The 19,594-nt window shown below is 73.8% G+C and carries 18 protein-coding genes; 4 read left to right on the plus strand and 14 right to left on the minus strand.

The features are described 5' to 3' along the window. Positions 1-130: 130 nt before the first annotated feature. The gene (locus ACFYWG_RS30310; protein ID WP_369197422.1) at positions 131-340 is read right to left on the minus strand and encodes a hypothetical protein; all 210 of its coding nucleotides are present in this window, start codon (positions 338-340) and stop codon (positions 131-133) included. Positions 341-574: 234 nt separating this feature from the next. Beyond that, the gene (locus ACFYWG_RS30315; protein WP_376332242.1) at positions 575-814 is read right to left on the minus strand and encodes a hypothetical protein; all 240 of its coding nucleotides are present in this window, start codon (positions 812-814) and stop codon (positions 575-577) included. A gap of 195 nt (positions 815-1,009) precedes the next feature. Between ACFYWG_RS30315 and ACFYWG_RS30320 the strand changes: the two genes are divergently transcribed. Continuing rightward, on the plus strand, positions 1,010-2,461 hold the full coding sequence (locus ACFYWG_RS30320; RefSeq protein WP_389204250.1) for a protein kinase: 1,452 nt from the start codon (positions 1,010-1,012) through the stop codon (positions 2,459-2,461). Positions 2,462-2,563: 102 nt separating this feature from the next. On the opposite strand, the gene ACFYWG_RS30325 is transcribed toward ACFYWG_RS30320, so the two are convergent. The 9 genes from ACFYWG_RS30325 to ACFYWG_RS30365 form a co-directional block, all read right to left on the minus strand. Next, positions 2,564-3,382, minus strand: coding sequence for a TrmH family RNA methyltransferase (locus tag ACFYWG_RS30325; RefSeq protein ID WP_389204251.1), 819 nt, complete (start codon positions 3,380-3,382; stop codon positions 2,564-2,566). Positions 3,383-3,447: 65 nt separating this feature from the next. Then, positions 3,448-4,695 carry a uroporphyrinogen-III C-methyltransferase gene (gene cobA, locus ACFYWG_RS30330; RefSeq protein WP_376332236.1) on the minus strand — a complete coding sequence of 416 codons (1,248 nt, stop codon included), beginning with the start codon at positions 4,693-4,695 and terminating at the stop codon, positions 3,448-3,450. Positions 4,696-4,834: 139 nt separating this feature from the next. After that, positions 4,835-9,061, minus strand: a complete 4,227-nt coding sequence (cobT, locus tag ACFYWG_RS30335) for a nicotinate-nucleotide--dimethylbenzimidazole phosphoribosyltransferase (protein ID WP_389204252.1) — start codon at positions 9,059-9,061, stop codon at positions 4,835-4,837. 365 nt (positions 9,062-9,426) lie between these two features. After that, positions 9,427-10,647, minus strand: coding sequence for a precorrin-6y C5,15-methyltransferase (decarboxylating) subunit CbiE (gene cbiE, locus ACFYWG_RS30340; RefSeq protein ID WP_389204253.1), 1,221 nt, complete (start codon positions 10,645-10,647; stop codon positions 9,427-9,429). A gap of 145 nt (positions 10,648-10,792) precedes the next feature. Next, positions 10,793-11,425 (minus strand): GNAT family N-acetyltransferase, encoded by a 633-nt coding sequence (locus ACFYWG_RS30345; protein WP_376332230.1) that lies wholly within the window; start codon positions 11,423-11,425, stop codon positions 10,793-10,795. Between the two features lie 139 nt (positions 11,426-11,564). Further along, a complete protein-coding gene (locus tag ACFYWG_RS30350; RefSeq protein ID WP_383502077.1) occupies positions 11,565-12,395 on the minus strand; it encodes a MetQ/NlpA family ABC transporter substrate-binding protein in 831 nt (276 codons plus the stop codon). A gap of 61 nt (positions 12,396-12,456) precedes the next feature. Then, positions 12,457-13,164 carry a methionine ABC transporter permease gene (locus ACFYWG_RS30355; protein ID WP_376332226.1) on the minus strand — a complete coding sequence of 236 codons (708 nt, stop codon included), beginning with the start codon at positions 13,162-13,164 and terminating at the stop codon, positions 12,457-12,459. Continuing rightward, positions 13,161-14,195, minus strand: a complete 1,035-nt coding sequence (locus ACFYWG_RS30360) for a methionine ABC transporter ATP-binding protein (RefSeq protein ID WP_376332224.1) — start codon at positions 14,193-14,195, stop codon at positions 13,161-13,163. The genes ACFYWG_RS30355 and ACFYWG_RS30360 overlap by 4 nt, the downstream gene beginning before the upstream one ends. A 388-nt stretch (positions 14,196-14,583) precedes the next feature. Then, positions 14,584-15,234, minus strand: a complete 651-nt coding sequence (locus ACFYWG_RS30365) for an HAD family hydrolase (RefSeq protein WP_389204254.1) — start codon at positions 15,232-15,234, stop codon at positions 14,584-14,586. A gap of 69 nt (positions 15,235-15,303) precedes the next feature. Between ACFYWG_RS30365 and ACFYWG_RS30370 the strand changes: the two genes are divergently transcribed. Continuing rightward, positions 15,304-15,663 carry a hypothetical protein gene (locus tag ACFYWG_RS30370; protein WP_333934494.1) on the plus strand — a complete coding sequence of 120 codons (360 nt, stop codon included), beginning with the start codon at positions 15,304-15,306 and terminating at the stop codon, positions 15,661-15,663. Continuing rightward, positions 15,644-16,075 (plus strand): hypothetical protein, encoded by a 432-nt coding sequence (locus ACFYWG_RS30375; protein ID WP_376332221.1) that lies wholly within the window; start codon positions 15,644-15,646, stop codon positions 16,073-16,075. The genes ACFYWG_RS30370 and ACFYWG_RS30375 overlap by 20 nt, the downstream gene beginning before the upstream one ends. 52 nt (positions 16,076-16,127) lie before the next feature. Here the strand turns inward: ACFYWG_RS30375 and ACFYWG_RS30380 are convergent, their stop codons facing one another. From ACFYWG_RS30380 to ACFYWG_RS30390, 3 genes are all read right to left on the minus strand, one after another. Next, the gene (locus tag ACFYWG_RS30380) at positions 16,128-16,625 is read right to left on the minus strand and encodes a GNAT family N-acetyltransferase (protein WP_383502134.1); all 498 of its coding nucleotides are present in this window, start codon (positions 16,623-16,625) and stop codon (positions 16,128-16,130) included. Between the two features lie 57 nt (positions 16,626-16,682). Continuing rightward, positions 16,683-17,174 (minus strand): sigma-70 family RNA polymerase sigma factor, encoded by a 492-nt coding sequence (locus tag ACFYWG_RS30385; RefSeq protein WP_383502067.1) that lies wholly within the window; start codon positions 17,172-17,174, stop codon positions 16,683-16,685. A 91-nt stretch (positions 17,175-17,265) separates the two neighbouring features. Next, complete coding sequence (locus ACFYWG_RS30390) at positions 17,266-18,432, minus strand: glycerophosphodiester phosphodiesterase (RefSeq protein ID WP_389204255.1); 1,167 nt, start codon at positions 18,430-18,432, stop codon at positions 17,266-17,268. A 384-nt stretch (positions 18,433-18,816) separates the two neighbouring features. Here ACFYWG_RS30390 and ACFYWG_RS30395 point away from each other — a divergent pair, with 384 nt between their 5' ends. Further along, on the plus strand, positions 18,817-19,491 hold the full coding sequence (locus tag ACFYWG_RS30395) for a lysophospholipid acyltransferase family protein (RefSeq protein WP_376332215.1): 675 nt from the start codon (positions 18,817-18,819) through the stop codon (positions 19,489-19,491). Positions 19,492-19,594: the final 103 nt, after the last annotated feature.

Consider the following 19,594-nt stretch of genomic DNA (forward strand, 5'->3'; position numbering starts at 1 on the left):
GGGCAGAGCAATGCCGGCGCAGCTCCCCAGCTGCGCCGGCATCTGTGCCGTCCGCCGCACCCCCGTCCCCACGGGGTTTCATGGGTGGATGTCCCCGCCCGGACCGCTCTTCCGGGCCTGGGGTCGCCGCTCAGCGCCCCAGCATCTCGCCCACGGACGACGCCTGTGTGGCCACTGTCTCCCACCCGTCGAAGACGAGGAGGAGCAGGACCGCCAGGGGAAGGGCCATCAGCGTCGCCACCACGGGGTGGCGGCGGCCCTGGCGGCGCGGGCGGAACGCGGCGGCGTACGCCTTGCGTCCCTCCTCGCGGATCAGCGTCCGCGCTGCCGTGTGGGCCATGGTCCTCTCCTGACCGTGTTCCGTTGTCGTCGGCAGCGGCGGGCGTCTGACCTCGGGGGACGAGTGCTGCCACCCGCCGCTTGACCTCAAATCTAGGGTCCGTGCGGCGCGCGGGCGTCATGCCCTCGTACCGATTGCCGGGCCTCCCGGAGGATGAGCCGCCACCTGCGGTGTACTCCCCTGGGTGGAGACGCGGACCCGGCTCTCAGGGTCTTCCCCGACGGGGCGCCGGGGTCATCCCGCTTTGTCCGCGCTCCCCTCCCTCGGAACCGGCTGCTCCACCAGCGCCAGCACCCGGTTCGCCATGAACCGCGCCGTACGTACGACAGTCCCACTTCGCGTGACTTCGCTCACTTCCACCACGCCCCGGCGCACCGCGGTCTCCACCCGCCGCCCCGCCCTGCCGGCCACCACCTCGTAGGTGCGGGTCGTGTCCCCCGCGTCCACGACTATCTCCACTCGGTCACCCTTCACAGGATCAATCCCCCTTCTGCGACGGGTGGTTGGGATCACTCCGGACCCGAAGTCGGCTTCTCCGCGCCCTCCCTGACCACCTTTCAATTCTCCCACCCACCACTGACAATCCCTCCCCCCGAGAGGGCGCGGCCTCTGCGCGCGGGCGGCCGTGGAAACGTAAGCTGTGGCTCGTCACAGGACCGGGCAGCGGGGATGAACATGGCGATGATGCGCCTGAGGCGCGAGGACCCGCGCGTCGTCGGCTCGTTCAGGCTTCACAGACGGCTCGGCGCGGGTGGGATGGGCGTGGTCTACCTGGGCTCCGACAAGAAGGGGCAGCGGGTCGCGCTGAAGGTCATCCGGCCGGATCTGGCGGAGGACCAGGAGTTCCGGTCGCGGTTCGCCCGTGAGGTGTCCGCCGCCCGCCGGATCCGCGGCGGCTGCACGGCCCGGCTCGTGGCGGCCGACCTCGACGCGGACCGCCCCTGGTTCGCCACCCAGTACGTGCCCGGTCCGTCCCTGCACGACAAGGTCGCCGCGGAGGGGCCGCTCGGGGCCGCCGACGTCGCCGCCGTGGGAGCGGCCCTGTCCGAGGGCCTGGTCGCGGTGCACGAGGCCGGCGTGGTGCACCGGGACCTGAAGCCCTCCAACATCCTGCTGTCCCCGAAGGGGCCGCGGATCATCGACTTCGGCATCGCCTGGGCGACCGGGGCCTCGACGCTCACCCACGTCGGCACGGCCGTCGGCTCGCCGGGGTTCCTCGCACCGGAGCAGGTGCGCGGTGCGGCCGTCACCCCGGCCACGGACGTGTTCTCGCTGGGCGCCACGCTCGCGTACGCCTCGATGGGCGACTCGCCCTTCGGGCACGGCAGTTCCGAGGTGATGCTGTACCGCGTCGTGCACGAGGAGCCGCAGCTGCACGGCGTGCCCGACGCGCTGGCCCCGCTGGTCCGGGCGTGCCTGGCGAAGAACCCCGAGGAGCGGCCCAGCACGCTGCAGCTGTCGCTGCGCCTCAAGGAGATCGCGGCCCGCGAGTCGCAGGACCTGGCCGGTGTGCGGCCACCCGCTCCGCGCGGGGCGGACGGCGAGCGGCCCGTCGACACCTACCCGGACCGCGGCCGGGGCAGGCAGGGGCAGCAGGCGCCGTCCGGGCCCCAGCGGGGCCGGGGCACTCCCCCGCCGCGCCGCACGTCCGGGCCCGGCGAGGGTCCGCCGCCGGACGGCCCGGCCTCCCAGGGCGGATCGGGTGTGCGCGGCGGTGCCCGGGGCCAGGGCGGGACGCGCCCGGCGGGCGCGGGTACCCGCGGCAGGACCGCGGGGCGCGGCACGGGCGCCTCGCGCGGCGGAGCCCCCTCGCGGTCCGGGGCGCGGCCGACACCGACCGGGCGCAACGGGACCCGCTCGGGCACCGGCAGCCGTACCGGACCGCACAGCGGCACGGGGCGTCCGGCGCCGCGCGGCACCGGGACCGGTCTGCGGCCGGCGAATCCGCGTCTGCTGCGCCAGCGCCTGTTCGTGTTCGTGGTGGTGACCCTGCTGGTCGCCGTCGGCATCGCCCTGGTCCAGGGCTGCCAGGGCCCGGCGCGGGGACTCGGCGGCGACGGCTCCGGCGTACGGCAGGAGCGGGTGCAGCAGGACCCGGCGCCGCCCGGCGTGCGGCCGTAGGCGGGCCTGCCCAGAGCCGTCGGGAACCGGCGGCGACACCGCGGAGGTGCGTGCCGGACCGGGCGCCTGCGGCGTGATCGGGACGGCAGGCCCCAGGTGTGCCTAGGTCGTGGGACGGCCGGTGGCCACGGCGTAGAAGGCCACGGCCGCCGCCGCGCCGACGTTGAGGGAGTCGACGCCGTGGGACATGGGGATGCGGACCCACTCGTCGGCGGCGCGCAGGGCCCGGGTGGACAGGCCGTCGCCCTCGGCACCGAGCATGAGCGCCACGCGGTCCAGGGTGTGCGGGGCGACCTCGTCCAGGGACCGGGCCCGCTCGGCGGGCGTGAGGGCGAGCAGGGTGAAGCCCGCCTCGCGGACCGCGTGCAGATCCCCGGGCCAGCTGTCCAGGCGGGCGTACGGCACGGAGAAGACCGCGCCCATGGAGACCTTCACGCTGCGGCGGTACAGGGGGTCCGCGCAGTCCGGGGAGAGCAGGACGGCGTCCATGCCGAGGGCGGCGGCCGAGCGGAAGATCGCGCCGATGTTGGTGTGGTCGTTGACCGACTCCATGACCACCACGCGGCGGGCGGTGCCCAGCAGGCCGGCCGCCGTGGGCAGCGGCTTGCGCTGCATGGAGGCGAGGGCACCCCGGTGCACGTGGTAGCCGGTGACCTGCTCGGCGAGCCCCGGATCGACCACGTAGACAGGGGCGGGGAGGTCGTCGATCACGTCCCGCATGGCGTCGACCCACTTGGCCGACAGCAGCATGGAGCGCATCGCGTAGCCGGCGTCCTTGGCCCGCCGGATGACCTTCTCGCCCTCGGCGATGAACAGGCCCTCGGCGGGTTCGCGCTTGCGGCGCAGGTCCACGTCGGTCAGGCCGGTGTAGTCGCGCAGGCGCGGGTCGTCCGGGTCCTCGACGGTGATGAGTTCGGCCACAGCGGTGTACTGCCTTGTCCTGGGGGTGGTGGGACGGCCCGGGAACGGGCGGTGTCCCGTCTTCGTCAGTGGAGGGGTTCGGCGGTCTTCGGGCCGACCGTGACGACCGGCCCGATGACGATGACGGCCGGGGGCTTCACGTTCTCCGTGCGGACGGTCTCCCGGACGGTGGCGAGGGTGGCGTCGACCCGCCGCTGGGCGGCTGTCGTGCCCTCCTGGATCAGGGCGACGGGCGTGTCGGGGGACTTGCCGTGGGCGACGAGCGTCTCGGCGACCTTGCCGATCGTGCCGACGCCCATGAGGATCACGAGCGTGCCGGTGAGCTTCGCGAGCGACGGCCAGTCGACCAGGGACCGCTCGTCGTCGGGGGCGACATGGCCGCTGACGACCGTGAACTCGTGGGCGACCCCGCGGTGGGTGACCGGGATGCCGGCGGCGCCCGGGACCGAGATCGAGCTGGAGATGCCCGGCACGACCGTGCAGGGTATCCCCGCCTCGGCGAGCGCCTGGACCTCCTCCATGCCCCGCCCGTAGACGAACGGGTCACCGCCCTTGAGCCGGACGACGGCCTTGCCCTGCCTGGCGTACTCGATCAGGGCGTTGTTGATGGCCTCCTGCGCCATGAACCGGCCGTACGGGAGCTTGGCCGCGTCGATCACCTCGACGTTCGGGGGCAGCTCGGCGAGCAGGTCGCGCGGGCCGAGGTGGTCGGTGATGACCACGTCGGCCCCGGCGAGCAGGCGGCGGCCGCGCACGGTGATCAGGTCCGGGTCGCCGGGGCCGCCGCCGACCAGCGCGACGCCGGGCGTGCGGGTGCGGTGGTGCGGGGCGACGAGCGTGCCGTCGCGCAGGCCCTCGACGACGGCGTCGCGGATGGCGGCGATGTGCCGCGGGTCGCGCTCGCGCGCGTCGGTGGTGAGGACGGCGACCGTGACGCCCTCGCTCTCGCTGTGGCCGCTGGCCGGGGTCCAGGCCGTGGCCACGTCGGCGTCGTCGGCGCGCACGCACCAGATGCGCCGGCCTTCCGCCTCCGCCGAGGCGAGCGTGTTCGCCTCCGGGTCGCTGGTGGCGACGAGCGCGTACCAGGCGCTGTCGAGGTCGCCCTCCTCGTAGCGGCGCCGGTGCCAGGTCAGCTCCCCGGCGTCGGCCATGGCCTGCACCGAGGGGGTGACCTCCGGGGACACCAGGACGATGTCCGCGCCCGCCGCTATGAGGGCGGGCAGGCGGCGCTGGGCGACCTGGCCACCGCCCAGGACGACCACGCGGCGGCCGGCGAGGCGGAGGCCTACGGGGTAGGCGGGGTGTTCGGCCATGGTGGTGGGGCTCCTGAGGGGGCGGGTTCGGCGGCGGCCCTGACGTGCGGATTTTAAGCCGCGCGGGCCTCCGGGCGGCACGGGTGTCCGGTGGCTGAGCACCCCGGCCGGGCGCAGAGCCACCGGAAACGGTTCGACCCTACTTCTCGGTCACTCCCGCGGAGTCGAACGTCGCGACCTCGTGCATGGCCCGGGCCGTGCTCTGGACCAGGGGCAGGGCGAGCAGGGCGCCCGTGCCCTCGCCGAGGCGCAGGTCCAGGTCGACCAGGGGGCGCAGGCCCAGCTTGTTGAGGGCCGCCACGTGGCCGGGCTCGGCACTGCGGTGGCCCGCGATGCACGCGGCGAGGACCTCCGGGGCGATCGCCCGGGCGACCAGGGCGGCGGCACCGGCGCTGACCCCGTCCAGGATCACCGGCGTGCGCAGCGAGGCGCCGCCGAGGAGGAGGCCGACGAGGGCGGCGTGCTCGAAGCCGCCGATCGCGGCGAGCGCCCCGATGGGGTCGGCCGGGTCCGGCTGGTGCAGTTCCAGGGCGCGGCGGACGACCTCGGTCTTGCGGGCCAGCGTCTCGTCGTTGATGCCGGTGCCCCGGCCCGTGACCTCGGCCGGGTCGGCGCCCGTGAAGACGGAGATCAGGGCGGCCGACGCGGTGGTGTTGCCGATGCCCATCTCACCGGTGAGCAGGGCCTTGTTCCCGGCGGCGACCAGGTCGCGGGCCGTCTCGATGCCGACCTCGATGGCCTGCCTGGCCTCCTCGCGGCTCATCGCGGGGCCGGTCGTCATGTCGGACGTGCCGCCGCGGATCTTGCGGGGCAGCAGGCCCGGGGTGGCCGGCAGGTCGGCGGCGACGCCCACGTCGACGATGCACACCTCGGCGCCCACCTGGGTCGCGAAGGCGTTGCAGACGGCGCCGCCGCCGAGGAAGTTGGCCACCATCTGGGCCGTGACCTCCTGCGGCCAGGGGGTGACCCCCTGCGCGTGGACGCCGTGGTCCCCCGCGAAGATCGCCACGGCGGCGGGCTCCGGGATGGGCGGCGGGCACTGGCGGGACAGACCCGACAGCTGCGCGGAGATGATCTCCAGCATGCCGAGTGCTCCGGCCGGCTTGGTCATGCGCTTCTGGCGCTCCCACGCCTCGCCGAGCGCCTTGGCGTCCAGCGGGCGGATCTGCGCCACGGTCTCGGCGAGCAGGTCGTGCGGTTCCTCTCCGGGCAGTGCGCGTCGGCCGTACGTCTCCTCGTGCACGACCCACGACAGCGGGCGGCGCTTGGACCAGCCCGCCTGCAGCAGCTCGGGCTCGTCCGGGAACTCGTCGACGTAACCGACGCACAGATAGGCGATGACCTCGAGGTGCTCGGGCAGCCCGAGCGCGCGCACCATCTCGCGCTCGTCGAAGAAGCTGACCCAGCCGACGCCGAGTCCTTCGGCGCGGGCGGCGAGCCAGAGGTTCTCCACGGCCAGGGCGGCGGAGTACGGGGCCATCTGGGGCTGGGTGTGGCGGCCGAGGGTGTGGCGGCCGCCGCGGGTCGGGTCGGCGGTGACGACGATGTTCACCGGCGTGTCGAGGATGGCCTCGATCTTCAGTTCCTTGAACTGCTTGGCCCGGCCCTTGGGGAGGGACTTCGCGTACGCGTCGCGCTGGCGCATGGCCAGCTCGTGCATCGCCCGCCGGGTGTCGGCGGAGCGGATCACGACGAAGTCCCAGGGCTGCGAGTGGCCCACGGAGGGCGCGTGGTGGGCGGCCTCCAGGACCCGGAGCAGCACCTCGTGCGGGATGGGGTCGCTGCGGAAGCCGTTGCGGATGTCGCGGCGTTCGCGCATGACCTTCAGGACGGCCTCGCGCTCGGCGGGGTCGTAGCCGGGGGCGGCGGGACCGGTGGACGGACGTGCTTGTGCCACGGCTGCCGCGCTCTCTTCTCTCCGGATCTCCAGGTCGTCCAGGTCTTCCTGGTCGGCGGCCCGGGTGTCCAGGTCGTCGGCGCTCTGCGCGAGTCCGGCGTCGGCATCGCCCTCGCGGGGCGCGGGCACCGCGACGCCGGCCTCGGGCGTCCCGGGCTGCGCGGCCTGCGACTGCTGCGGGCCCTGCACGGGCTGCGTGCCGCCCGCCTCCGGTGCGGGGGCGGGGACGACGACGGTGACGTGCGCGGTGGCGGACGCCGTCGGGCCGGCCGGTTCGGGGGCGGGCTCCGCGTCCGCGGGCGCGGGAGCCGCGCCCGGCTCGGGTGCGGCCGTTCCGGCCGCGGAGGGCTGCACCGGGGCCAGGGCTTCGGCCGGCACCTCGGGCTGCGCTCGGCCCGCCTCGGGAGCTCCGGCCGCGCTCGCCGGGTCCGGGGCGGCGGCTGCGTGGCCCGGGGCCTGCGGGGCCGCTGCGGCGGGGGCGGCAGCCTCGGGAGCGACCGGCTGGGGGGCCGTCGTCCGAGGTGCCGGTACGGCTGCTTCGGCGTCGGCTCGTGCCTCCGGCGCGACCGGGGTCCCAGCGGCCGCCGCCGGCAGTGCCGCGTCCTCGGCCGTGGGGGCCGGGGCCCCGGGAGCGCCCGGGGAGACACCGGCCGAGCCTTCGGCGGCGGTCTCGGGCGGGTGCACGACGGCGGGTTCAGGGACCAAGGGAGCGGCGGCTTCCGGGAAGGGGACGGGTTCGGGGGCGGGGGCAGGAGTCGGTGCGGCTTCCGGCGCTTGCGCGGCGTCCAGTACCGGTGTGGTCTCCGGTGCCGGCGCGGTTGCCGGGGTTGCTGCGTTTGCCGGGGTTGCTGCGGGGTCGGGGAGCGTGGGCGCCGTCACGGCCTCGGGGGCGGGAGTCGCCACCGCGGGGACGGGAGTCGGAGTCCCGGGAGCCGGGACGGCCGGGTCCGGAACGGGAGTTGCCGCCTCGGGGGCGTCGGCAGCCGCCGGGGCTTCGGGGGCGCCCAGGACTTCGGCCACTCCAGGGAGAGCCTGTTCGGCGGCTGTCGCGGGCTGCTCGGCGGTGGTCTTGGCCTGGTCGGCACCGGCGAGGTCCTGCTGAGCCTCAGCGGGAGTCGCGTGGGCCGTCGCAGGGACCTGGTCGGCGGGGACCACGGCCTGGTCACCCGGCTCGGCGGCAGCGGCGACCGCGCCCGGCTGCACGGCGCCCGCCCCTCCGGTCACGCCCTCCGCGGCGGGACCGGTGACGTCCACGGCCGCAGCACGGGCCGCGGCCAAGCCCTCAAGTGCCCCCGCCTCGGCGGCAGTCGCGGCGAGCCCGTCCGGAGCCACGCCCGCGTCACCCGGAGCCGCTTCCGGCTCGGTGGCGACGGCGCCGGTGCGGCCCGCGCCCGGAGCAGCCTCCGCGTGGGCGGGGCCGGCCACGGCCGCCTCGCCGCTCGCCGTGCCGGCCTCGGAGACGGCGGGCCCGGCCGCGTGCGCCTGGTCCACGGCGGCCTCGGCCGCCCCGGCCACCGCGTCACCCGCTGCGGCCGGAGCCGCGTCGGGCCCGATGGCCTCCGCCGCGGCGTCCACGGGGCCGGGCGCCTGGCCCGCCTCCGCAGGAGCCGCGGCGCCGGCCGCAGGGTCCTCGGCCGGGGCCGCTGCGGCTCCCACCGCAGCGGAGACGTGCGCTGCCACCTGGGCCGGGCCCGCGCCGGCGGGATCGACGGCCCCGGCCTGCGCCGGCACCGAAGGACTCTGCTGTCCCGCGAGGGCCTGGCCCTCCGGACCACCGGCGACCGGCACCGCCGCCGGCTGCTCCGCGGCAGCGGGCTGCGCGGGCTGTGCCGCTTGCGCGGCCTCGGCCGGCTGCGGTGCCGAGTGGGTCGCGCCCGCCTGGGCCGTGCCCGCCGGAGCAACTACCGGAACAGCCGCCTCCGGAACAACCGTTTCCGCAGGCGCCGCCCCGGCGGCCACCGGGACCTGGGCCGCGGCCTGCGCACCCCAGGGCGCGCCCGCGGGGGCCTCGGCGGCCCGGGGCGCGTCGACGTACTCGGGGCCCGGCGTCTGGGCGGCGGCGGGCTGGCGCACCGGCGCGTCCGCGGGGCCGCGGTCGGCCAGGGAGCGGACCGGGCTGGCGGAGCTGTCGGGCAGGGGCGGGCCGAGATGGAGCGGCCGGCGCGGCGTGATGGGCGGGATCGGGGGCGGGTCGGGCAGGCGGACACCGCTGAGGTCGACCGAGCCGCTGTCGCGGCCGGAGAGTTCGTGCGGGCCCGGCTGGTGCACGGTCTCGGCGACCGGCTCCGGCGCGGGCGGCGGGACCTCGTTGCCCCACGCGCCCTGGGCGCCCGGCAGCAGCAGGTCTTCGTCCTCGGCGGAGTCGTCGGAGAGGTAGGTGTACGAACCGTGCGCGTAGGCGCCCGGCTGCTCCACCATGCCTGCGCTCTCCGGCAGTCCCTCGCCCGGGACCTGGCCGGTGTCGGTCATGCGTACCCCTCGCCCATCGGTTAGTGCTCCTACGACCAGCTCGCCGGAACGGCGCACCGACCGCCCCGCAGTGAAGAACGAGCGTGCGTCCCCAGCGGCACGAACGGCCCGCCGGAAAAGGCGACAAAGCCACTCGGTGGCATTGTTGCGGCCGTACCACCCTCACGGCAGCATGATCCGCGACGGTTCCGCTGTGGACTGCGCCACGTTGCGCGTCCTTCGGTTCTGCCGTACCACACCCACCTCAAAACGGGCGGGCTTTCCGGACATTGGCCGACGAAGTGCCGGAGGTCCGGGTGCGGTGCAGCGATCGGCCAGCCTACCGCGCGCAGTACGACAAACCGATCACGGGGACGGTCGCCGGGTCAGAGGCCGCGTTTCGGCAGGACGCCGCTGAGCAGGAACGCGACGCTCCGCTCCTTCTCCGTCCAGGCCCTGGTGTCGAGTTCGACGGACTGGAGGAGGGCGCACTCGACGGTGTAGCCGTGTTCGGTCAGGTCGCGGCCGACGAGTTCGGCGGCGTCGCGGGTGGCGGCGTGCGTGACGATGCGCTGGGGGCGGCGGTCGGCCACGGCGGAGACGACGGCCACTCCCCCGCCGCCGACGCGGACGACGTCCGGTTCGGGCAGGTTCTCCAGGACGTGCGGGGCGGTGCCGTGGACGACCTGGAGCGGGATGCCGAGGCGGCGGGCGGTGGCGTCGGTGCGGGCGCAGGCGTCGCGGTCGCTGTCGACGGCGATGACGCCGGCGCCGGCGCGTGCGGCCTCGACGGCGAAGGCGCCGCCGCCGCAGCCGATGTCCCACACGAGGTCGCCCAGGCGCGGTCCGAGGCGGGCGAGTTGGGAGGCGCGCAGCAACGGCGTCTCGCCCTCGCCGGGGACGCCGTCGTAGGTGTCGGCGGGCAGGGTCCAGCCGCGCGGTCCGGCGGACGGGTCGCGGCCTGCTATCCAGCCGCCGCTGTCCCCACCTGTGTCGGGGCGGACCGGGCCGCCCAGGACGATGACGACGTTGGGGTCGCGCCAGGTGTGGTCGGCGGCCTTGTCGGAGGTGACGACGCTGACGCGTTCGCGGTCGGTGCCGAGTTCCTCGCAGACGACGAAGGAGCGGTGGACTCCTTCGAGGAGCAGGCCGAGTTCGGCGGGTCCGGCGCCGGGCGAGGTGAGGACGGCCACCTTCGTGTGGGCGCGGCATACGTTGACCGCGCGTCGCAGGGTTCGCCGGTGTGCGACCACCACCTGTGCATCGTCCCAGGGCATTCCGGCCCGGGCGAAGGCGGCGGCGACCGAGGAGACAGCGGGGACGACTTCGACCTCGAGTCCGAACTCCGGTGCGCGCAGGGTGCGTACGACCCCGAAGAAGCCGGGGTCCCCGTCGGCGAGGACGACCGCCGTGCCGCGGTGGGCGGCGATGCGGCGGGCGGCGAGGGCGACGCTGCCGAGGCGGATGCGTTCCGCGCCGGCGGGCACCTCGGGCAGCGCCAGGTGGTGGGCGGCGCCGGCCACGAGCGTGGCGGCGCCGAGGGCGGCGCTCGCCGCGGCGGTCGGCGGCGAACCGTCCCAGCCGATCACCGTGACCCGGTCGGCCATCGTCGTCAGTCTCCAGGGGGTGGCGCAGGTGGTCTGCGGGTGGTCGGGGGAAGCCGCCCGGGGGCGGGCTCGGTGAGGGTATCCGGTGGAGTCGCGGGAGGGGACGCCGGTGTCATGGCCGCCGCCCGCGCGCGGGTGGGGGCGCTCAGTTCCAGTCGCCGAACGACGTGAAACCGTCGCGGAGCTGCTCGCCGACGCCCTCCAGGTCCTCCGGGAGCAGGCTCCAGACGATGAAATCGGTGCGTACGTCGGCCCAGGTGCCGTCCTCGGCCCGGGCGCGGGCTATGCAGGCGTTGCGCAGGACGCCCTCGCTGATGCAGCCGATCTTCTGGGCGACCTGCTGGGAGGCGGTGTTGTCGGCGGCCGTGCGCAGCTCGATGCGCTCGAACTTCTGGTCCGTGAAGAGCCACTGGGCGGTGGCGAGGGCGGATTCGGAGGCGTAGCCCTCGCCGCGGGCCCAGGGGGCGATGATGTACGACAGCTCGGTGGAGCGCACGTGCCAGTTGGTCTTCCCGAGCTGGACGAGGCCGACCAGGCGCTGGGTGAGGAACTCGGTGACGGCGAAGTCGAGGCCGCGTCCCTCGGTGCGTTCCGCCGGGGCGTACTCGGTGATCCAGGTGCGGGCGCCGTCCTCCGTGAAGGGCTGCGGGACCGAGGTCCAGGCCGCCACCTGCTCGTCGTTCATCATGGCGGTCAGGGCGGGGACGTCGTCCTCGTCGAGGGGACGCAGCACCAACCGCTCCGTGCTGATGGAGACGTTGGGGAAGGTGCTCGTCATGCGCCGCTCCGTAACCTTCGGGGAACCGTCAGGGCCTGCTGAACTGCCCAGCATGCAGCATGAAAGCACCGACGCGCACCACGGGGCCCCGCCTCGGTCGTGAGGCGGGGCCCCGTGCGCGCGGGTGCCGGTCGGGGGCTCAGAAGGAGGCGAGCACGGAGCCGGCGTACTTGTCCTCGATGAACTTCTTGACCTCGGGCGAGGTGAGGAGCTTGGCGAGCTTCTTCACGCGCGGGTCGTCCTCGTTGCCCCTCTTGACGGCGAGGAAGTTGCCGTAGGGGTTGTTCTTCGCGGACTCCAGGACGAGGGCGTCCTCGGAGGGCTTGAGGTCGGACTCCAGGGCGTAGTTGCCGTTGACGACGGAGGCGTCCACGTCGTCGAGGGAGCGCGGGGTCTGGGCCGCCTCCAGCTCCTTGAACTTGAGGTTCTTGGGGTTCTTGGTGATGTCGGCCGGGGTCGCCGAGTTGCCGACGCCCTCCTTGAGCGTGATGAGCCCGTTGTCCGACAGGAGCTTGAGGGCGCGGGCCTCGTTCACGGTGTCGTTGGGGACGGCGATGGTCGCACCGCTCTTCAGGTCCTCGACCTTGTCCACCTTGTTCGAGTAGAGGCCGAGCGGCTCCAGGTGAACCGTGACGACGGGCACGATGTCGGTGCCGTTCTTCTTGTTGAAGTCGTCGAGGTACGGCTTGTTCTGGAAGTAGTTGGCGCCGACGGAGCCGTCCTGCGTCGCCGTGTTGGGCGTGACGTAGTCGGTGAACTCCTTGACCTCCAGGTCGAGTCCTTCCTTCTTCGCCAGGTTGTCCTTGACGAAGGTGAGGATCTCGGCGTGCGGGGCCGGGCTGGCGGCGACGACGAGGGGACCGTCGGAGCCGGAGCCGGAGTCGGAGTCGCCCGATCCGCAGGCGCCGAGCCCGAGGGTGAGGGCTCCGGCGGCGAGGACGGCGGTGGTGATCTTGGCGGTGTTACGCACGAAAAGTGCCTTTCCTTATGACCGGGGGTGGTGCTGCCCCGTCGTGGGTGGGACGGGGAGTTCAGGAGGCGGCTTTGAGGAGCCGCAGTCGGGGGGCGGGACCCGAGCGGGCGCCGCGGCGGTGCAGGGAGCGCGCCGCGTAGTCGCCGGCGAACTGGATCAGGGAGATGACGACCGCGAGGATGGCGACGGTGATCCACATGAGTTCGGTCTCGAAGCGCTGGTAGCCGTAGCGGATGGCGATGTCGCCGAGGCCGCCGGCGCCGACGGTGCCGGCCATGGCGGAGTAGCCGATGAGCGCGACGACCGTGGTGGTGGTGCTGGCGATCAGCGAGGGCAGCGACTCGGGGACGAGGACCTTGCGCACGATGGTCCAGGTGTTGCCGCCCATGGCCTGCACGGCCTCGACGAGCCCGTGGTCCACTTCGCGCACGGCCGTCTCGACCAGGCGCGCGAAGAACGGGATGGCGCCGACGGCCAGCGGCACGATGGCGGCCTCGCGGCCGATGGTCGTGCCGGTGATCCACCGGGTGAAGGTCATCAGCGCGACCATCAGGATGATGAACGGCAGCGAGCGGGCGATGTTCACGACCTGCCCGATGACCTTGCTGGCGACGACGTTCTGCAGAAGACCGCCGCGGTCGGTCAGGACGAGCAGGATGCCCAGCGGGAGCCCGCCGACGACGGCGATGAGCGTGGACCAGCCGACCATGTAGAGCGTGTCCCAACACGCCTGGGTCAGCAGGGGCTGCATCTCGGACCAGGTCACTTCGCGCCTTCCTTCACCAGTACGGACTCGTGGCCCGGGACGTCGATCTGCAGGCCCTGCTCGCGCAGGAAGCCGATCGGCACGACGTTGTCCTCGTAGCGGCCGGGCAGTTCGATGCGCATCCGGCCGACCTGGAGCCCGCCGACGGTGTCGATGGCCGCGCCGAGGATCGATATGTCGATGTTGTAGGTGCGGGCCAGCTGCGAGATGACGGGCTGGGTCGCGCTCTCGCCCTGGAAGGTGACGTCGACGACGGTGCGGTCGGCGCCGGAGGCCTCGCCGTCGAGCGGGAACAGCGCGGCGGCCAGTTCGGAGCCGGGGGTGGCCAGCAGTTCGCTGACCGTGCCCGACTCGACGATGCGGCCGTTCTCCATGAGGGCCGCCGAGTCGCAGACCGACTTCACGACGTCCATCTCGTGCGTGATGAGCAGGACGGTGAGGCCGAGCTGCCGGTTCAGGTCGCGCAGCAGCCCCAGGATGGAGCGGGTGGTCTCGGGGTCCAGGGCGCTGGTCGCCTCGTCGGACAGCAGGACCTTGGGGTCGCCGGCCAGGGCGCGGGCGATGCCCACGCGCTGCTTCTGGCCGCCGGACAGCTGGGAGGGGTAGGCGCCGGCCTTGTCGGCGAGGCCGACCAGGTCGAGCAGTTCCAGCGCCTTGCGGGAGCGGTCCCGGCCGGACCGGCCGAGGATCTCCAGCGGCAGTTCGACGTTGTCCTGCACCGTGCGCGAGGACAGCAGGTTGAAGTGCTGGAAGACCATGCCGATCCGGCTGCGCGCCCGCCGCAGTTCCTTACCGGCGCGGGGTCCGCGGCCCGCCAGGGCGGTGAGGTCCTGCCCGGCGACGGTCACGGTGCCGGAGGTGGGGCGTTCCAGGAGGTTGACGCAGCGGATGAGCGAGGACTTGCCGGCGCCGGACTGGCCGATGACGCCGTACACCTCGCCCTCGCGGACGTGCAGGTCCACGCCGTCCAGGGCGGTGACCTCGCGGCCGCGTGAGCGGTAGACCTTGGTGAGGCCCGAAGTGGTGATCACTGGGTTTCCGTCACTGTCGAGTGCGCGGGCGTGGGTGTGCCCGGGCACAGGTGCATTCGGTCAGGGACGCGACACGGTTCTCACGGGAAAGAGGGGAACCGGGGAGAAACATGTGCGCGGGCGGCTGCGCGTCACGCACCGCTCAGGGCGTGCGGACGGGCCGCGGTCTCGCTTCGGGGCGCGAGCTCAGGGGTGGTGCAGGGGCCCTCTAGAAGGCGCACATTCGACACATACAACGAGCACCGGGCGTCATGGTCGCCTCGGTCGCGGTGATGCGGTCGCTCGTCGTGGTCATGCGGCAAGTAAAACATGTGTACGGTCCTGACCGGCCGCCGCTGTCCGCATGCTGGACAGCGATGGACAGCGGCGGCGGGAGGGACCGGCCCGGTCAGGCGCGCGCGGAGATCTCCACGCCCCGGTCGCTGACCAGTGCGGACAAGGCCGACAGGTTCTCCACGACCAGGTCGGCGTGGAGTTCCTCGGCCCGGTGGGTTGTGGTCAACGCCACGGTGGTCATCCCGGCGGCGCGGCCCGAGGCGAGTCCGGCGGGGGCGTCCTCGAGGACGACGCACCGGGCCGGGTCGACGCCGAGCGCCCGTGCGGCCAGCAGGTACGGCTCGGGGTCGGGCTTGCCGCGCGTGATGTCGTCGGCGGCGACCAGCGTCTTGGGGAGGATGCCGACGGCATCGAGCCGGGCCTCGGCCAGGCGCCGGGTGGCGGAGGTGACGACGGCCCAGCGGTCGGCGGGCAGGGCGTCGAGGAGGGCGCGGGTGCCGGGCAGCAGGTGGACGCCGCCGCGCGGCACGTCCTCGACCTCCAGGTCCTCGATCCGCGCGACGGCCTCGGGCACGATCTCGGCGGGCAACAGGTCGGCGGCTATCTCGGCGGCCGGCCGGCCGTGCAGCTCGACGCGGGCGAACTCCTGCGCCGTGATCCCGTACTCGGCGGCCCACTGTGCCCAGCAGCGGTCCACCGAGGCGAGGGAGGAGACGAGGGTTCCGTCGTTGTCGAAGAGCAGGGCCTGCGCGTGGATCGTCATGCCCTCGACCCTACGGTGCAGGCCAGGGCCCGGAGCGTGGGGCCTTCGCGGGCGTAATAAGGTCGCTGCATGCTCACTGTCCTGACGCTGGTGACCGGCGTCGCCGCGCTGCTGCTGGCCGCCTGGTGCGGCTGGGCGGCCTACCGCGACCAGCCGACGAAGGACTGGCACTTCATCGGGATGGCCGTGGTCACCCTGCTGTCGCTGGTCCAGCTCGTCGTGGGGATCGTGCTGCTGGCGCGGGGCGAGAAGCCGGAGCAGGGCACGACGATCTTCGTGGCGTATCTGCTGGGGGCGTTCGCGTGCGTCCCGGCGGCGGGGTTCATGTCGCTGGCCGAGCGGACCCGGTGGGGTTCGGTGACGGTGGCGGCCGGTGGTGTGGTGCTGGCGGTGCTGGAGGTGCGGCTCTATGACATCTGGGCGGGCTGAGGTGGGCCGGCGGCGGCTGGCCTCCGGGCCGGGCACGCTGCTGGTGTGGCTGTACGGCGTGATGGTGGTCGGGGCGGTGTCGCGCTCGGCGTACCAGATCGCCACGGAGTTCGACCGGGCGCCGCTGGCGTACTCGCTGTCGGCGGTGGCCGGGGTGGTGTACGGGTTCATCACGTACACGCTGGTGCGCGGCGGGGAGACGGCGCGCAGGGTCGCGCTGGCGTGCTGTGCCGCCGAGCTGGTCGGGGTGGTGACGGTGGGCACCTGGACCCTGGTCGAGCCGTCGGCCTTCCCGGACGCGACGGTCTGGTCGGACTTCGGGATGGGCTACCTCTTCATCCCCGTGCTGCTGCCGCTGACCGCCATCTACTGGCTGCGGTCCTCGCGGGCGCGCGACGGCGGCGCCGCCTGAGGTCGCCAGGCGGCGCCGGGCCGTACGGGACGCCTCGCGCCCCCGGGAGGGGTCAGGCCGTCGCCGCGTAGGTGGTCGCCGGCTTCTCCAGGACGATCATCGGTACGCCGTCGGCGCCCTGGGACGTGCCCACCGCCTGGTAGCCGACCTTGCGGTAAAGGCGGAGGGTGCCCTCGCTGCGGTGGCCGGTGTGGAGGCGGAAGCGGGTCGCGCCGTGCCGGTCGGCCAGAGCCGCTTCGGCGGCGCGCAGCAGCCGGGCGCCGATGCCGTGGCCCTGCAGGCGCGGGTGGACGCAGAGCTTGCCGATGACGGCCGCGCCGTCCTCGGTGACCGAGCCGCGGACCGAGCCGACGACCTCCTCACCGAGCCGGGCCACGAAGACGCAGTCGCGGACGACCTCTTCGCGGACGGAGTCGAGGGTTTGGACGAGCGGGTCGATGCGGTAGTTGCCGTACAGCGCCGCCTCCGGCTGGAAGCACAGGTACTGCAGCCTGAAGATCTGCTCCGCGTCCTGCTCGGTCGCCGCAGAGATGGTCACGCTCATGCCCATGTGCGCACGCCTCCCGCTCATCTGATCACCGGTGGTCCCCCACTCCTATCCCCGTCCTCAGCGGGCCGCAACCTCCGGTGTGAGCAATCTGCGCAGACATCCCAGGCATCTGGAACGTTCCGGGCCCAGACTGCCCTGTGAGATACCCAACTCCCCTGCGATTTCCCGGTACGTCAGGTCCTCGGGGGCGAGCAGAGCCTCCATCAGCCGGGGGCAGCGACCCGGGAGACGACGGACGGCCGCGCGCAGGGCACGCCCGCGGGCCGCGGCGAGGGCGAGCTGCTCCGGGTCGTCGCCGCCGTCCACCGGCTCGGTGGCGTACGGCCGTTCGATCTGGCGCGTACGGCGGCTGCGGCGGGCCTCCGCGCGGACGGCCCGGCGCAGCCACTGCCCGGGATCGCGCGGGGGTCCGTCGGCGTCCAGGCGTTCCAGCAGGCGGAGCCAGACGGCCTGCTCCAGATCACCTGCCTCGGTTCCGGCGGCAGGTGCCTCCGCGGCGGCCTCGGCGGTGAGCAGCGGGCGCAGGTCGGTGACCAGGTCGTGCGTCATGTGCGGTGCGACGCGGCCGCCCGGGCCGCGGGTTGCCCGGGCGGCGCAAGCTCACCCGACCGGGCGGTGCGAGCCGTGGAGTTGACGCCGGTCAGCGGGCGCGGAAGTCCTCGCGCGCCAGCAGTCCGGTGTCGGGCTGGTCGGTGAAGACGCCGTCGATGCCGGTCGCGAAGTAGGCCCGGTAGGCGCCGAAGACGTCACCGTAGGCGTCCGCGTCCGTGCCCTTGCGGAACTCGGCGGGCAGGAAGGGATTCTCGTTGCGCAGGGTGTAGGGGTGCAGGATCAGGCCCGCGCGGTGGGCGTCGGCGACCAGCGTGGTCGGTGTGGTGAGCCGGCCCTGCGCGTCGCGCGGGATCACGAGGTCCAGGGTCGGCCCGATGCCCTGCGCGTACGAGGCGATCTCGCGCAGGCCGGCCGGCTTGACCAGGTCGGCGACGGTGCGCGGGTCGCCGGTCTCGACGAAGTCCCAGGGGCGGGAGCCGGCCGACGACAGCAGCACGACCAGGGGGTTGCCGACCAGTGTGTCGAGCCGCTCGACGCTCGTCGGCTCGAAGGACTGCAGGACGACCGGCGAGGTGCGGCGGTCCTTGCGGTGCTTGCGCAGCAGCTTGGCGACCCGCTCCTCCAGCGGCAGGCCCTGCTTGCGGAAGTAGGTGGGGTGCTTGAGCTCGGGGTAGATCCACACCTGCTTGCCGCGCTTGCGGGTCTGCTCGTCCTGCCAGCGCAGGACCTCCTCGAACGTGGGGATCTCCCAGCGGCCGTTGTAGAGGGTGTTGTGCGGGCGGTTGGCCGGGATGCGCTCGATCGCGCGGAGGCTCTTCAGCTCGGCGAGCGTGAAGTCCTCGGTGAACCAGCCGGTGGTGGAGACGCCGTCGAGGAGCTTGGTCGTCCTGCGGCCCGCGAACTCGGGGTGGTCGGCGACGTCGGTGGTGCCGCCGATCTCCGGCTCGTGACGGCAGACCAGATGCCCGTCCCTGGTGGGGACCAGGTCGCCCGCCTCGACGATGTCGGCCCCCATGTCGAGGGCCAGCTGGTACGAGCCGAGGGTGTGCTCGGGGCGGTAGCCGCTGGCGCCCCGGTGGCCGATGATCGTCGGCCTGGGCAGGCTGTCCAGTCCCCCGCCGCCGTGCCGGGCCCCTTCGGCTCTCGCCGTTCCGGCCATGCCGAGGACCGCTGTGCCGGCGCCGAGCACCGCCGCGCCGAGCAGCGCCCGCCGTCCGGTGCCGGTCGTTTCCTCGTTCGACTCGTGCGTTCCCATGAGCGCCTCCTGCCGTCGTGCCCGTCAGTGCGGGCCGATCGTAGGGGCGCGTACATGACCGGCGGGAGACCGCGGGCGGAACACGCGGGTGACGCGGGATGTCACCCGTGGCGGATGGGGACGGTGAATTGACGGTTCGTAGCATCCGGGCTGGTTCGTCCCGCCGGTTCCGGGAACGCGAAGGGTGTGCCGCGGGGCGATGTGTGTCACACCTGCCGGACGCGTCACGCACGGTCGGCGCCGCGTCACCGCAGGTGAAGCCGCGTCAACAGTGCGTAAGGACTCGGTTAAGTCGCCGTGCCCGATGTGCGTGACCACGGGCCCCACGAGTATCGTCCTCACCTGCACAGACTCATATCGCATCCCTTGACACCGGAGGGTCCGTTGTCCCGCTTCGCGCTCATCAAGGCAGTGCTCGGCCCGATCATGCGGCTGATGTTCCGCCCCCAGGTGGAGGGCGCGGAGCACATTCCCGGCGACGGTCCGGTCATCCTGGCGGGCAACCACCTCACCTTCATCGACTCGATGATCCTGCCGCTGGTCTGCGACCGGCAGGTCGTCTTCATCGGCAAGGACGAGTACGTGACCGGCAAGGGCCTGAAGGGCCGGCTGATGGCCTGGTTCTTCACCGGTGTCGGCATGATCCCGGTCGACCGCGACGGCGGCCGGGGCGGTGTCGCCGCGCTGATGACCGGCCGCCGTGTGCTGGAGGAGGGCCGGATCTTCGGCATCTACCCGGAGGGCACGCGCTCGCCCGACGGCCGCCTGTACCGCGGCCGGACGGGCATCGCCCGGCTGACGCTGATGACGGGCGCGCCGGTGGTGCCGTTCGCCATGATCGGCACGGACAAGCTGCAGCCGGGCGGGGCGGGGCTGCCCCGGCCGGGCAAGGTCACGGTGCGCTTCGGCGAGGCGATGGAGTTCTCCCGGTACGAGGGGATGGACCGGGACCGGTACGTGCTGCGGGCCGTGACCGACTCGGTGATGGCCGAGGTCATGCGGCTGTCCGGGCAGGAGTACGTGGACATGTACGCCAGCAAGGCGAAGGAAGCGGCGTAGTCTCCGGCGGGCTGCGGGTGCCGTCGCCGGTGACCGGTTGTCCGGCGGCTGCGGGCCCGCGGGGCTTTTCGCGCGGTTCCCCGCGCCCCTGAGGGGGTTGGCC

It is taken from the genome of Streptomyces sp. NPDC003456, assembly GCF_042878735.1.
Taxonomy (GTDB): Bacteria; Actinomycetota; Actinomycetes; order Streptomycetales; family Streptomycetaceae; genus Streptomyces.

Coding starts and splice junctions, on each gene's coding strand:
- ACFYWG_RS30310 (WP_369197422.1), bottom strand. CDS start 340: ATGGCCCACACGGCAGCGCGGACGCTGATCCGCGAGGAGGGACGCAAG.
- ACFYWG_RS30320 (WP_389204250.1), top strand. CDS start 1,010: ATGAACATGGCGATGATGCGCCTGAGGCGCGAGGACCCGCGCGTCGTC.
- cobA (WP_376332236.1), bottom strand. CDS start 4,695: ATGGCCGAACACCCCGCCTACCCCGTAGGCCTCCGCCTCGCCGGCCGC.
- cobT (WP_389204252.1), bottom strand. CDS start 9,061: ATGACCGACACCGGCCAGGTCCCGGGCGAGGGACTGCCGGAGAGCGCA.
- cbiE (WP_389204253.1), bottom strand. CDS start 10,647: ATGGCCGACCGGGTCACGGTGATCGGCTGGGACGGTTCGCCGCCGACC.
- ACFYWG_RS30345 (WP_376332230.1), bottom strand. CDS start 11,425: ATGACGAGCACCTTCCCCAACGTCTCCATCAGCACGGAGCGGTTGGTG.
- ACFYWG_RS30365 (WP_389204254.1), bottom strand. CDS start 15,234: ATGACGATCCACGCGCAGGCCCTGCTCTTCGACAACGACGGAACCCTC.
- ACFYWG_RS30370 (WP_333934494.1), top strand. CDS start 15,304: ATGCTCACTGTCCTGACGCTGGTGACCGGCGTCGCCGCGCTGCTGCTG.
- ACFYWG_RS30375 (WP_376332221.1), top strand. CDS start 15,644: ATGACATCTGGGCGGGCTGAGGTGGGCCGGCGGCGGCTGGCCTCCGGG.
- ACFYWG_RS30380 (WP_383502134.1), bottom strand. CDS start 16,625: ATGGGCATGAGCGTGACCATCTCTGCGGCGACCGAGCAGGACGCGGAG.
- ACFYWG_RS30385 (WP_383502067.1), bottom strand. CDS start 17,174: ATGACGCACGACCTGGTCACCGACCTGCGCCCGCTGCTCACCGCCGAG.
- ACFYWG_RS30390 (WP_389204255.1), bottom strand. CDS start 18,432: ATGGGAACGCACGAGTCGAACGAGGAAACGACCGGCACCGGACGGCGG.